This is a genomic window from Streptomyces sp. CA-250714 (assembly GCF_050936705.1).
GTDB lineage: Bacteria > Actinomycetota > Actinomycetes > Streptomycetales > Streptomycetaceae > Streptomyces.
Genome location: NZ_JBNJMI010000002.1, coordinates 2,025,356 through 2,038,510, shown reverse-complemented (window position 1 = coordinate 2,038,510; position 13,155 = coordinate 2,025,356). Strand labels below are relative to the sequence as shown.

Annotated in this window: 11 protein-coding genes; 2 read left to right on the top strand and 9 right to left on the bottom strand. The window is 71.4% G+C overall.

The window, feature by feature from the left end:
* Positions 1-72 precede the first annotated feature (72 nt).
* The 6 genes from ACQEU8_RS28040 to ACQEU8_RS28015 form a co-directional block, all read right to left on the bottom strand.
* Positions 73-309 (bottom strand): hypothetical protein, encoded by a 237-nt coding sequence (locus ACQEU8_RS28040; RefSeq protein ID WP_433108774.1) that lies wholly within the window; start codon positions 307-309, stop codon positions 73-75.
* A gap of 195 nt (positions 310-504) precedes the next feature.
* The gene (locus ACQEU8_RS28035) at positions 505-2,031 is read right to left on the bottom strand and encodes an FAD-dependent oxidoreductase (protein ID WP_433105888.1); all 1,527 of its coding nucleotides are present in this window, start codon (positions 2,029-2,031) and stop codon (positions 505-507) included.
* A gap of 233 nt (positions 2,032-2,264) precedes the next feature.
* A complete protein-coding gene (locus tag ACQEU8_RS28030; protein WP_433105886.1) occupies positions 2,265-4,313 on the bottom strand; it encodes a caspase, EACC1-associated type in 2,049 nt (682 codons plus the stop codon).
* A 4-nt stretch (positions 4,314-4,317) separates the two neighbouring features.
* Complete coding sequence (locus ACQEU8_RS28025) at positions 4,318-4,776, bottom strand: effector-associated constant component EACC1 (protein ID WP_433105884.1); 459 nt, start codon at positions 4,774-4,776, stop codon at positions 4,318-4,320.
* A gap of 83 nt (positions 4,777-4,859) precedes the next feature.
* Positions 4,860-5,747, bottom strand: a complete 888-nt coding sequence (locus ACQEU8_RS28020) for a TIGR01777 family oxidoreductase (protein WP_433105882.1) — start codon at positions 5,745-5,747, stop codon at positions 4,860-4,862.
* Between the two features lie 45 nt (positions 5,748-5,792).
* Positions 5,793-6,797, bottom strand: coding sequence for an SMP-30/gluconolactonase/LRE family protein (locus ACQEU8_RS28015; RefSeq protein ID WP_433105880.1), 1,005 nt, complete (start codon positions 6,795-6,797; stop codon positions 5,793-5,795).
* A gap of 202 nt (positions 6,798-6,999) precedes the next feature.
* On the opposite strand from ACQEU8_RS28015, the gene ACQEU8_RS28010 reads away from it, so the two are divergent.
* A complete protein-coding gene (locus tag ACQEU8_RS28010) occupies positions 7,000-7,443 on the top strand; it encodes a MarR family winged helix-turn-helix transcriptional regulator (RefSeq protein WP_433105878.1) in 444 nt (147 codons plus the stop codon).
* Positions 7,444-7,477: 34 nt separating this feature from the next.
* Here the strand turns inward: ACQEU8_RS28010 and ACQEU8_RS28005 are convergent, their stop codons facing one another.
* Positions 7,478-7,999 (bottom strand): DUF4240 domain-containing protein, encoded by a 522-nt coding sequence (locus tag ACQEU8_RS28005; RefSeq protein ID WP_433108772.1) that lies wholly within the window; start codon positions 7,997-7,999, stop codon positions 7,478-7,480.
* Between the two features lie 197 nt (positions 8,000-8,196).
* On the opposite strand from ACQEU8_RS28005, the gene ACQEU8_RS28000 reads away from it, so the two are divergent.
* Positions 8,197-9,144 (top strand): SDR family oxidoreductase, encoded by a 948-nt coding sequence (locus ACQEU8_RS28000; RefSeq protein ID WP_433105876.1) that lies wholly within the window; start codon positions 8,197-8,199, stop codon positions 9,142-9,144.
* Here ACQEU8_RS28000 and ACQEU8_RS27995 read toward each other — a convergent pair.
* Together ACQEU8_RS27995 and aceE are read right to left on the bottom strand one after the other, a co-directional pair.
* Positions 9,135-10,172 carry a helix-turn-helix transcriptional regulator gene (locus tag ACQEU8_RS27995; protein ID WP_433105874.1) on the bottom strand — a complete coding sequence of 346 codons (1,038 nt, stop codon included), beginning with the start codon at positions 10,170-10,172 and terminating at the stop codon, positions 9,135-9,137. The genes ACQEU8_RS28000 and ACQEU8_RS27995 overlap by 10 nt on opposite strands.
* Positions 10,173-10,255: 83 nt before the next feature.
* Positions 10,256-12,946 (bottom strand): pyruvate dehydrogenase (acetyl-transferring), homodimeric type, encoded by a 2,691-nt coding sequence (aceE, locus tag ACQEU8_RS27990; protein ID WP_433105872.1) that lies wholly within the window; start codon positions 12,944-12,946, stop codon positions 10,256-10,258.
* Between the last annotated feature and the right edge of the window lie 209 nt (positions 12,947-13,155).

Below are 13,155 nucleotides of genomic sequence, written 5' to 3'. Positions count from 1 at the left end.
GCATGCGAGTCAGGACCGTAGGCTACCCATGCTCATGACGCCACTGGTTTTCCGATGTGCTCCCTTGGATCGCTACGGCAGCAGGGAGCGCACCAGACGGCAGGTGGTCGGCGACGGCGGATGCACGCCGATGCGGTGCGCCGTCGCCCGGATGGTGTGGTTGCGGGCCTGCGCGGCGGTGTAGACGCCGGTGTCGAGCAGGGCTATGGCGATCCGCATGGCCTTGAGCCGGCGGTTGTGTGCCTCGTACCACTCGCGCGGCTGCCCGGCAGGGAGCGGCTTCTTGGGCAGGACGGGCAGGGTGGACATCTTCGGCAGGTGCTGCTGCTGGTGCGACTGGCTGCGGGTGGTGGGGCGGGAGTGCGAACGAGAGGTACGGGAACGGACAGCAGTCATCGACAGTCTCCTCACGACGTCGGTGCGCTTCCTGGAAACTACTTCGATTCTACCCCGCCCCACTGACAAAACCCGCTGGTCACTGGGGAGTTCGGGATCTTTGTTCGATTAGGCGGCGGTCTCCTGTGCGGTCTCCTTTGCGGGCTCTTGCGCGGCCTCTTGCGCGGCCTGTTCCCCGGCGGCCGGACGGCCGAAGTCCCGCAGGATCTGCTCCGTCGCACGCTGCGCCGAACTCAGCGCCCCGCGCAGGGTGCTGGTGTCCCGGTGCTCCCCGCACACGTACAGCCCCGACAGCACCCGTACCGGCCGCCGAGGGTCGTGCGGCGCGGGCATGGCCGGTACCGCTTCCGGATCGTGGTAGGCCGCCAACAGCTCCCAGCGGTCGGTCGAGGTGCCGTAGACGCCCGCGAGTTGGTCACGGGCCGCCTTGTCCAGCGCGGTGGGCGGCTCGGCCGCCCGCTCGCCCAGTACGACGGACGTGACGAGCGTGCGGCCCGGCGCGGCACGCGAAGGGTCCACCGCCGAGGCCACCCAGGTGTGGCTGACCGGATCAGGATCCGTGCCGTCCCGTTCGGCACACACGGTGAACGACGGCACGCGCGCGACCGGCGGCGGGAGGGGGTCGGGCGCCGCGTGGTGCAGGACGGTCACCGGGTGGAACTGGGGCACCCGCAGCCCCGGCAGCAGCGCGGCGGCCGAGCGGGCACCGGTCGCCACCAGCGCCGCCTCGCAGCCGAACGTGCCGTGTTCCGCGGTCTCGACGGTGTGGGTGCTCACGGAGGTGACCCGTACGCCGGTGCGCACCGTGCCCGGCGGCAGTGCGGCCGCCAGCAGCTCGGTCACGGTGGCCTGGCCGCCCGCCGGTACGCCGAGCCCGCCCCGCGCGAAGCCGCGCAGCGTCAGGTCGGCCACCCGGCTGGAGGTCGTCAGCGCCGGGTCCGACAGCAGCGCGGTGAGCAGCGGCCGCACCAGCGTCTCGGCCGGCCGGGAGGGCAGGCCGCGCGCCGACAGCGCCTGGCAGGCAGGGAGTTCGGGCCGCGCCAGCAGTCCCTGGGGCGGCACCGCGGCGAACCGGGCGAGGGACGCGCGCAGCCTCACCAGACCCAGCGCGTCCGACATGTCGGCGCGGCTGCGCGCGCCGGTGAGCGCGCGAGCCGTATGCAGCGCCGTCAGTGCGCCCCGCGTGCTTCCTGCGCCCTTCGTGCGCCGGTCGAACCCGGCCGGGCGGCCCGACCGCACCGACTGCGCAGCGCGCTCCGCCGGCCGGGCCGCCACGCGATGCGTACGGCCCTCCGAGTGCAGCAGCGCTCCCGGGGTGAACGGGCGCAGCGCGAGCGGCTCCAGCGCGGGCAGCCGCGCGAAAGCGTCCGCGTCCCGGTCCAGGCTGACCACCCCGGGGCTGTGGTCGAGCCGGTACCCCTCGACGTGGTCGGTACGCAGCCGCCCTCCGACGCGGGAGGCCGCCTCCAGGACCAGCACGCGCATCCCCGCGCGGCTCAGCCGGTGCGCGGCGGCCAGCCCGGCCAGACCCGCACCGACGATCACCACGTCGGCGGTCCGGTCTCTGCCGACGGCATCCACCTCCTCACCGCAGGTCCCGGTGCGGATGTCTGCGTCTGCGCTGCTGGTCAGCACGTGTCCTCCCGACGTCGACGCGCGTGCGGGTCTGATGGGGGTTGGCCTTGTCGCTGCTGTCGCGTTGGTGCTGTGCGTGCGTTCTTGTGCCGCTGTGGGGCTTCGGCTGTCGTCCTGATGCCCCACCGGGCTCGCCTCATACCCGTGTTCGAGAGTTGGTGTGTGACCGGGTTGGCGGTACGTCGCGCGGGGGGCGCCCGGAGGCACACCCGGGCGCCCACGGCGAGGGAAGGCTAGAACGGGAACAGCGGATCGAACGAGACGTCCAGCTCCGGGTCCAGCCACTTCAGCCCGAAGGAGGGGCATGAGCTGCTGCGCCCGTTCCAGTCCGCCTGTAGCGTCACCGCCTTGGGCCGCTGCGTCAGCGGAATCGAGGCGTCGATCTCGTACTTCCGCTTGCCATGGAGGACGCCGGACTTCGCCCGCTTGCCGTCGACCTTGAGCTGCCAGCGCACGGTCCTGTCGCTGCACCCTTCGGGCACCGTCACCTCCAGGCCGCTGGTCACGCCGCTCAGATCGGGATCGCCGAGGACACCCCCGACGGGACGGAAGGTGGAGTCCATCGTCTCCGCCACATCCCATGCGTGGTCGTAGATGCTGACCCGGGACGTGCTGTTGTTCGCGGTGACCGGCTCGCGTCCGCTGGAGAACGTCAACCCCTCGTTCTCCGCGTCGGCGACGAGCGCCCAGCCGAAGTACAGGATCCCGAAGATGATGGCCAGAACCGTCGCCGAGCCCACCGCCACCCCACCGGGTTTCGGCGCAGGGGCGGCTGTACTGTCCGGGTTCTGCACCTTCACCCCGGTCGGCCCCGTGGCGTCCCCTGCCTCTCCTGTCTCCTCGCTCTCGTGGCTCGCCCGCTGCTCCGCCTGGGTACGCACACTCCGCCCGAGGCCGACGTCTTCCTGGGCCTCCGCCGACTCCTCCTTCGCGTGCAGCCGCAGCTGGCGCTGGAGGACCTTCACCTCGTGACTCAGCCGGCGGATGGCCTTCTGATCGCGGTCCTGGGCCTGGCGCAGGCCCGTCAGCTCGGCCTCAAGTTCGCGGACGTAGACGCCGGCGTGCTCCAGCTGCCGTTGCTTGGCCGCATCCGACTGCTGGAGTTCGTGCCATGCGCGGTCGAGGTGCTCCGCGCGCTGTCGCTCCTCGGCGAGTTGCTGTGTCAGCGCCGTCAGCTTCTCGCTGAGCTCGGCACACCGCTGGGCACTCGATTCCTCGGTCAGCGCCTCGGCCCGGAGCTGGGCTGTCTCCGTGCGCAGCTGCTCCACCTCGGACCGCAGCCGCTCGCCCTCCTCCTGCGCGTAGGCCAGCTGCGTCTCGGTGTCCGCTGCGGTCTTCTGGGCCTCCCGCCGCAGGGCGTGCAGGCGGTCCGCCTCGGCCGACCCCTCCGGGCAGATCTCCTCCAGGAACTCGCGGGGTGCGATCCAGGCGCCGCTCAGATAGCGCTCCACCGTCGCGGAGTCCTCGGCGACGCCGTCGCGCCGCTGGCCGAACACCTCCCGGAGAGCCGCGGCGTAGCGGAGTGCCTCCTGGGTCGGCGCCGGGTTCCAGCGGTTGCGGGCGAGGACGAGCAGGTGGCCGGTGTTGCGCGAGCGCTGTTCGGGCTCGGGGCGGTCCTTGGCCTTCAGCTCGCGCCACACCCGGTGGAAGACGGTGTCCAGGTCCAGCAGCCGCGGCCCTTCGGGGATGCCCTCCTCCAGCACCTTCACCAGCTCGCCGGTGAAGGCGGTGTACGTCTCACCCTCCGGGGCCAGCGCCATCCTGGTCCGCGCGGTGGCCGTCATCAGATACGTGCCCTCGATCGCCGCGTGGTCGGCGATGCCGTCCGAGGCGTTCAGATGGCGGCCGGCCGCGCTGCCGCTGTAGCAGCAGTCGAGAATGACCACGCGGTGCTGCGCCCGGCTGTTGAGGATCATCTTCCGCAGTGGCGCGTACTCGACCGCGCGGTACAGCTCGCCGGCGTGCGAGGTCCGCAGGGCCAGGTGCAGGCCGTCCTCTCCGTCCAGCAGACCGTGCCCTGCGTAGTACACGAGCAGCGCGTCATCGGCTGCTGTCGCGGCGGCGCTGACCGCCTCGAACACGTCCTCGCGGCTGCTGTCGAGGAGCGGTACACAGTCATCGTCCGACAGTCCCCAGCCGTCCGGGCCGCGCAGCAGCTCCGTCAGCCGGTCGACGTTGTTCGTCACCGAGGGGAGGCTGTGCAGGACGTCGTACTCGGCGGCTCCGATGACGACGGCCCGTGAACGGGTGGGGTCCGGCAGCCCGTTGAGTCCCGCCTCCATCCCGCTACCCCTCCTCGCTCCCGCCCTCGCCCCGATCCTCGTCCTCCGCGGCGTCGTCGTCCTCCGCGGTGTCCTGGTCCTCCGCGGTGTCCTCGTCCTCCGCCGTATCGGTCAACGCCCGCACCAGCCGGGCCACCTCTTCCTCGGAGCCGCCACTGACCGTGAGCTGCCTGCCCTCCACCGTCACGGTGAGCGGCGGGGCCGTGGGGCGTGCGGCGCGCCAAGCGGCGTAGGCGAAGCCCAGGTTCGCCGCGGCGAAGCCCTGGTCCAGTACGAGGCTGATGACCTCCAGCGCGCCCATGGCGGTGCCGTCGCCCGGCGTACTGACCAGTTCGAGCTCGGCGTGTCGGCGGATGCCGGGGTCGTCCCGCAGCCACTGGTACAGGTCCGCGGTCACCGTCGTGTCGTCGCCGAGCACAGAGATCTCAACCTTCACAGCGCCCCCGTCCGGTTCCCTCGCCATGTGGTTACGGTACGCACAACTCCCGTATACAGCGAGGTAGTTCCCGAACCTCCCTGACATCTGTGAGGGCGCGGATCAGGGGCTCATACAGCGCTGCGGATGGCGTCCGTGACCGTCGGGAAGGCGAAGCGGAAGCCCGCGTCCAGCAGCCGGCGGGGGAGGACGCGCTGACTGCCCAGCACGTCCTGGGCGAACTCGCCCAGTGCGATCCGGAGCACGGGGGCGGGGACCGCGAAGAGGGTGGGACGGTGCAGTACCCGCCCCATGGCGGCGGTGACTTCACGGTTGGTGGCGGGCTGCGGCGCTGTGAGGTTCACCGGGCCGCTCAGCGACTCCTCTCCCAGCAGGAAGCGCAGCGCCGCCAGATGGTCGTGCAGCGCGATATGGCTCCAGTACTGGCGGCCGTTGCCCAGCCGGCCGCCGAGCCCGGCCTTGAAGAGGGGGAACAGCGGCCCCCACGCCCCGCCGCCCCGCGCGACGACCAGTCCGGTGCGGCCGAACACCGTACGGATACCGGCGTCCTGCGCGGGCTTCGCCGCGGCCTCCCAGTCCTGGCACAGCTCGGCCAGAAAGCCGGTGCCGGGACCGGCGCTCTCGGTGACGGCCTGGTCCCCGGTGTCGCCGTAGTAGCCGACCGCGGTGCCGACGATCAGGGTGCGGGGCGGGGTGTCCAGCGAGGCGAGGGCGCCGGCGAGGGTCCGGGTGCCCAGCACCCGGCTGTCGCGCAGTTCGCGCTTGTAGCTGTCCGTCCAGCGGTGTGCGCCCACGCTCGCCCCCGCCAGGTGGACGACGGCCTCGCAGCCGACCAGTTCGGCCACCTCCACGCGGCCCTCTTTGGGGTCCCACCGCACCTCGTCGGACGCCTCCGCGGGCCGCCGTACGAGCCGCAGCACCTCATGGCCCTCGGCCCGCAGTGAGCGGGTGAGAGCCGAGCCGATGAGTCCGGTGGAGCCGGTGACCGCGATACGCATGCGCCCATCCTGGCGTATGCGTACCGCGGTCGGCGCCGCTGAGCCTCACAGCCCCCTTACGGCGGCGATCGTGAACGGCGTCCGCGGCGTGCCCGGGCCCATCGGCCCGCCCTTGTCGAACTGCGAGCGGACCACGTACAGGGTGCCGTTCTCCCTGGCCAGCGTGGTGGGCAGCTGGAGGTCCCGGTCGCTCGCGCGGGCCTCCTGGCGGGCTTCGGTGCCGTCGTGGCCGAGCCGCCAACGGCTCAGCGCGTTGTCCGTGTTGTGCACGACCCACATCCGGTTGCCCGCTGTCTCCAGGCCGTCGGCGTTGCGCAGGTCCGCGCCGTGGAGCTCGACGCGGGACGCCCTGCCGGTGCTCGGGTCCAGACGGTAGAGCCCGCCGCCGGTCATGTCGGCCGTGAGCAGATAGCGGCCATGGGGCCCGGCCGCTATGCCGTTGAGGGCGTACGGCTTCTCGTCGGGCCGCGGCGGCAGCAGCCCGGACAGGTCGAAGCGGGGGACCAGCTGTCCGCGTCCGCCCTCCGCCCGGGCGCGGGCCAGCTGTGCGGGTGTGACGCGGTAGACGACATTGCGCATGCTGTCCGTCAGATACGCGGATCCGTCCGGGGTGAGGGCGAGGTCGTTGACGAAGAAGGGCTTGTCGCCGGTGACGTCGAAGCGGGCGAGCAGCTGCCGGGTGCGGGTGTCGTAGACGGAGACGCCTCGGGTGGAGTCGGTGACCCACAGCCGGCCCGCGCGGTCGACCTTCAGTCCGTTGGCGGTGTGCCGGCCGTCGGCACCGGCGGGCAGGAATGTCTCGGCCACCCGGTGCCCGGGCGTCATCCGGTAGACGGCACCGGTCTCGTACGACCCCGCGTACATCCGGTCCGAATGGGGATCCGCGGTGATCCCCTCCGGGTAGACGCGGTCGCCCGGCAGTTCGTAGGCGGTGGAGATCCGCAGCTGGGAAGCGTGCGCGGAGTGTGCGGGCGGCGCGGGGTGGGTGGCGGGCGTGGTGAAGGCGGTCAGCGCGGTGGCCGCCGTCAGCACGGCGAGCGCGGTCGGCACGGCGCGGCGGCGGAGGAGGGCGCGCGGACGGGACGTCGAGCGAGGAATGGTGTGCCTCCAACGGCAGAAGCGGCAGAAGAGGGGTGAATGGGGCGGACACGTCGCCCCTGAGTCCCCTACTAGTAAGACGTACGCGTACGTTAGTTAGAACTCTAATCATCGTCAAGATACTTACTTTCGTGCTGGTCGATACGATGCAGCAATGACCTCCATGCCCGCCGCCGAGCGCCTCGGCTCGCACATCAAGGCCGCCGAGCACGCGCTCAACGCGACGAAGCACGCCGTGCTCAAGCCCGCCGGGCTGACGGTCCCTCAGTACGCGGCGCTGCTCCAGCTCGCGGAGAACCCCGGCATGCCGGCGGCCGCCCTCGCCCGGGCGTGCCGGGTGACGGCGCCGACGATGAACACGATCCTCAAGAACCTTCAGCAGCGCGGTCTCATCACCCGCACCCCGCACGCCTGGCACCGCAACGTGCTGGAGACCCGGCTGACGGAGCTCGGCACCGAGGTGATGGCACAGGCGGACGAGAACGCGATCCGCGTCGAGCGGGGACTGGCCGCCGCGTTCACCGACGAGGAACGCGAACAGCTGATCTCGCTGCTGGCGCGCAGCGTGGAGTATCTGGAGTCCGTACGGCCGGAGTGAGTCGGCGACCGGCGCCGCTGAGCCGGGCCGGGGGTCACTCGCTCCGGAAGCGGTCCCACAGCCGGGGCAGCCGGTCGGCCAGCGCTGCCGGGTCCTCCATGTCGAGGGGGATGCCGTCGGGGTCGGCCGACGCCTCCGGCAAGCCCAGGTCGGGCAGGACGGTACCGGTCAGCTGCTCGTACGCCTCGTCGGCCGCGAAGCCCAGCTCCTCGCCGTCGCCGTCCAGCTCCTCGTCGAAGTCGTCCAGCAGTTCGGCGAGCGCGTCGGCGTCGTGCGCCGCACCCTCGAAGACCTCCCGGCCCTGGCCGATCAGCCAGCAGCGGAAGGCGTCGAACCCGTCGTCGCTGGCGCCGTTCAGCAGAATCCAGGCGGCTGCCCACAGGTCCCACTGGTAGGCACGGTTGTAGCGCGACTCGAAGTGGCGGGCGAAGTACGTCACCGCGTCGGGGTCGAGCTGCGTCAGCCGCTCGACCAGCAGATCCGCCTGCTCCTGGGGGTCGCCGTCGGCCTCCTGGCGGGTGGAGTCGATCAGCTCCCAGAACTCCGTCTCGTCCATCACGCCCTCAGCATCGGGCCTGTGCGCCCACAACGCACGCGGAGTGCGCCAGATGCGGCTGTGTCGTTATGAGACGTGATGCGAATGCGATACCCGGCAATACCCGACAGAGGCTGTCCTGTATCGCTGTCAGCGTGTTCCCACCAACCGACGCGGCAGCGCACGCGGCAACGAGCCGCGGCAGCAAGGAGGAACAGGTGCAGAAACCGAACAGCTCCCACGGTCCGCTGGCGGGCAAGGTGGCCCTGGTCGCGGGCGCCACCAGGGGAGCGGGCCGGGCCATGGCCGTCGAACTCTGCCGGGCCGGAGCCACCGTCTACGCGACCGGCCGCACCACTCGGGAGAAGGCCAGCGAGGTCGGCCGGACGAGCGAGACCATCGAGGGGACGGCCGAACTGGCGACCGAGGCGGGCGGGGAGAGCGGTGGCACGGGCATCGCCGTCGCCGTCGACCACCTCGACCCCGAGCAGGTGCGGGAACTGATCGCCCGTATCGACCGCGAACAGGGCGCACTCGACATCCTCGTCAACGACCTGTGGGGCGGCGACCACCTCGTCGGCTTCGACAAGAAGCTGTGGGAGCACGATCTGGCCGACGGGCTGCGGGTGCTGCGGCTCGGCATCGACAGCCATCTGATCACCAGTACCTACGCCCTGCCGCTGCTGAACCGGCGCCCGGGCGGACTGCTGATCGAGATCACCGACGGCACCGAGGAGTCGAACCGGAACTACCGCGAGCCCGTCTACTACGACCTGGCCAAGGCCGCCCCCCTCCGGATGGCCCGCGCGCTCGCCGAGGACGCCAAGGAGTACGGCACCACCGTGGTCTGCCTTACCCCGGGCTGGCTGCGCTCGGAGGCGATGCTCGACACCCACTTCAAGGTGACGGAGGAGAACTGGCGGGACGGCTGCGCCACAGACCCGCACTTCGCCATCTCCGAGACCCCCGTCTTCATCGGCCGCGCCGTGGCCGCGCTCGCCGCCGACCCGGAGGTGGCCCGCTGGAACGGGCAGTCCCTCTCCAGCGGCGGTCTCGCCAAGGTCTACGGCTTCACCGATGTGGACGGCTCCGCCCCTGACGCCTGGCGCTATATCGCCGAGGTCCAGTTCGCGGGCAAGCCGGCGGACGTGACCGGCTACCGCTGACCCGCGGGCCCCTCCGCCGCCGAGGTGGAGGGGCCGTAGAGGGCCGCCGTCCGCCGTGCCGCTTCCACGAAGCGCTCCCGCAACGACGGCGGCCCCAGCACCTCGCACTCCGGGCCGAGAGCGAGAAGCTGGCTGTAGCCCACCTCCTCGTTCTCCACCCGCAGCCGCACTGTCGTACGGCCTTGATCGTCGGCGGTGCCATCCGCCAGCGCCTCGTCGGCCGCGGCCCGGTCGGTGTGGTACCGCAGCCGGCGCGCACCGGACTCCGTCAGCCGCAGCGTCACCTCGTACCGCAGGAGGGAGCGGGCGAAAGCCGCGGCCTGCTCCGTCCAGAACGCGGCGAGGTCGAAGCCGGTGTCGCGGTCGAAGTGCTCGTCCCTGACCGCGACCTCGGTGAACCGGCCGACCCGGTAGACCCGCCAGGGGCTGCGGTCCGGGTGGCCCGCGTCCGCCGGGACGCGGGCCGCGAGATACCACTGGCCCGCCTTCAGCACCAGCCCGTACGGCTCCAGCTCCCGCTCGACCTCACCGCCGCCCCGCTCGTCCCGGCGGCGGTAGCGGACGGCGGCCCTCCGGTCCGACCAGACGGCGTCGGCCAGCGCGGGCAGCAACGGCGGTGTCTCGGGCGCCTGCCACCAGCCCGGGGCATCCAGATGGAAGCGCTGCGCCGCACTGTCGTGCACATTGCGCAGGGCGGGGTCGAGTGCCGCCGAGACCTTCAGCCGTGCCGCCGAGGCCGCGTCGTCCAGCCCCAGATCCCGCAGGGCCGACGGCACCCCCGACAGGAACAGCGCCTCAGCCTCGCTGCGGCCCATACCGGTGAGGCGGGTGCGGTAGCCGCCGACCAGCCGGTAGCCGCCCGCGCGGCCCCGGTCCGCGTACACCGGCACGCCCGCCTCGGAGAGCGCCAGTACGTCACGCGAGACCGTACGCTCCGAGACCTCCAGCTCCTGAGCGAGCTCAGCGGCGGTCATCTCCCGCCGCGCCTGGAGCAGCAGCACCATCTTGATCAGCCGGGCGGCACGCATGCCGTCGATTGTCCCCCGCAGCAAAGAACCCGCGCCCCGCCCCTCCCATACGCGGGAGGGACGGGGCACGGGCCGGGGTCCTACTACGCGAGGCCGTACTTCTCGGCGGCCCGGCGGACGTCCTCCGTCTTGACCTCGCCCCGCCGCGCGAGCCGCGACAGCGCTGCCACGACGACGGACTCCGCGTCGACGCCGAAGTACCGGCGGGCGGCCTCGCGGGTGTCGGAGAGCCCGAACCCGTCGGTGCCCAGCGACGCCCAGTCCTGCTCGACCCACTGGCTGATCTGGTCGGGCACGGCCCGCATCCAGTCGCTGACGGCCAGCACCGGACCCGGTGCACCCTCCAGTGCGCGGGTCACATACGGCACCCGCTCCTCGCCGCGGAGCGCCGCCGCGTCGCACTCCATGGCCTCGCGCCGCAGCTCGGTCCAGGACGGCACCGACCACACATCGGCGGCGACACCCCACTCCTCGGCGAGGATCCGCTGCGCTTCGAGCACCCAGTGGATCGCCGTACCGGAGGCGAGCAGCTGGATCCGCGGGGCGTCACCAGCGGCGTCCTCGGCCTCCCGGAAGCGGTAGAGGCCCTTGAGGATGCCCTCCTCGACGCCCTCGCCCTCGGGCATCGGCGGCTGCACCTTGGTCTCGTTGTAGACCGTCAGGTAGTAGAAGACGTCCTCCTGCGCATCGCCATCCGGGCCGTACATCCGGCGCAGCCCGTCCTTGACGATGACGCCCACCTCGTAGGCGAACGCCGGGTCGTAGGAGATGACCGCCGGGTTGGTGGAGGCCAGCAGATGCGAGTGGCCGTCGGCGTGCTGGAGGCCCTCGCCGGTCATCGTCGTACGACCGGCCGTGGCGCCGATGACGAAGCCGCGGCCGAGCTGGTCGGCGAGCGCCCAGAACTGGTCGGCGGTGCGCTGGAACCCGAACATCGAGTAGAAGATGTAGAACGGGATCATCGGCTCGCCGTGCGTGGCGTACGACGTGGCCGCCGCGGTGAAGTCCGCCAGCGAACCGGCCTCGGTGATCCCCTCGTTGAGGATCTGACCGTCCTTGGCCTCCTTGTAGTACAGCAGCTGGTCGCGGTCGACCGGGTCGTAGTTCTGGCCGAGCGGCGAGTAGATACCGGCCGACGGGAACAGCGACTCCATACCGAACGTACGCGCCTCGTCCGGGACGATCGGCACCCAGCGCTTGCCGGTCTCCTTCTCCCGCATCAGGTCCTTGACCAGCCGCACGAACGCCATGGTGGTGGCGATCTCCTGCGAGCCCGAGCCCTTCTTCAGCACGTCGAAGGGCTTGTCGGCGGGTGCGGGCAGGCCGACCGGATGCACCTTGCGGGCCGGCGCCGGGCCGCCGAGCTCGGCGCGCCGCTCCTGGAGGTAGCGCACCTCGGGGGAGTCCGGGCCCGGGTGCACGTACGGCACCAGCTCGTCGTCCAGCTTGCTGTCCGGGATGGGCAGCTCCAGCAGGTCCCGCATGGCGCGGAACTCCTTGCCGGTGAGCTTCTTCATCTGGTGGTTGGCGTTGCGGGACTCGAAGCCCGGGCCCAGCGTCCAGCCCTTGACGGTCTGCGCCAGGATCACCGTCGGGGCGCCCTTGTGCTCGACGGCCGCCTTGTACGCCGCGTAGACCTTGCGCGGCTCGTGGCCGGCGCGTGAGGTTTTGAACAGCTCGGTGATCTTGTCGTCGCTCAGCAGCTTGCCGAGCTCGACGAGGGCGGGGGAGGCGCCGAAGAAGTGCTCGCGGATGTAGCCGGCGTCGCGGGTGGCGTACGTCTGGAACTGCGCGTCCGGCACCTCGCGCAGCCGCCGGGTCAGCGCGCCGGTGGTGTCCAGCGCGAACACCTCGTCCCAGGCGGAGCCCCACAGCGACTTGACGACGTTCCAGCCGGCGGCGCGGAACTGGGTCTCCAGCTCCTGCACGATCTTGAAGTTGGCGCGGACCGGGCCGTCCAGGCGCTGGAGGTTGCAGTTGATGACGAACGTGAGGTTGTCCAGCTGCTCACGCCCGGCCAGGGCGAGGGCAGCGGTCGACTCGGGCTCGTCCATCTCGCCGTCACCGAGGAAGGCCCACACATGCGAGGTGGAGGTGTCCTTGATCCCGCGATGGGTCAGATACCGGTTGAACCGCGCCTGGTAGACCGCGGAAATCGGACCGATCCCCATGGAGACGGTGGGGAACTCCCACAGCCACGGCAGCCGCCGCGGATGCGGGTAGGACGGCAGCCCGTCGCCGTTCGCCTCCTGGCGGAAGCGGTCCAGATGCGCCTCGGTGAGCCGCCCGTCGAGGAAGGCACGGGCGTAGATGCCGGGGGAGGCGTGGCCCTGGACGAAGAGCTGGTCGCCGGAGCCTCCCGGCGCCTCCTTGCCCTTGAAGAAGTGCTGGAAGCCCGTCTCGTACAGCCAGGCCGCCGAGGCGAAGGTCGCGATATGGCCGCCGAGACCGTAGCGACTGCCGCGGGTGACCATGGCCGCCGCGTTCCAGCGGTTCCACGCGGTGATCCGGGACTCCATCGCCTCGTCACCCGGGAAGGCGGGCTCGGCCGAGGTCGGGATGGTGTTGACGTACTCCGTCTCCAGCAGGGCCGGTACGGCCAGACCGCTGTGCTGCGCGTGCTCTACGGTACGACGCACCAGGTACGCGGCTCGTTCGTCGCCCGCATGTGCCGCGACGGCGTCGAGCGACTCGCGCCACTCGCCGGTCTCCTGCGGATCACGGTCCGGGAGCTGGTCCAGCTCGCTCGGACGCGGGCGTACGGGATCGGGCATGGTGGCCACCTTCCGGACGTGTAGGCCCCTCCAAACGGGTCGGGAGGGCGGTTGTGCGGGTGGGCGTTGTAAACCCTGACGGGCAGGACAGGGGGCACCCAACGGAGGGACTGTACGCCTCTGATCGATGATCGATCAAAGCTTCTGCCGAAATTGGCATTCCGTGCCATGGAATTTGGCACCCCATGCCGGAAGCTCGCCGTTGCGGT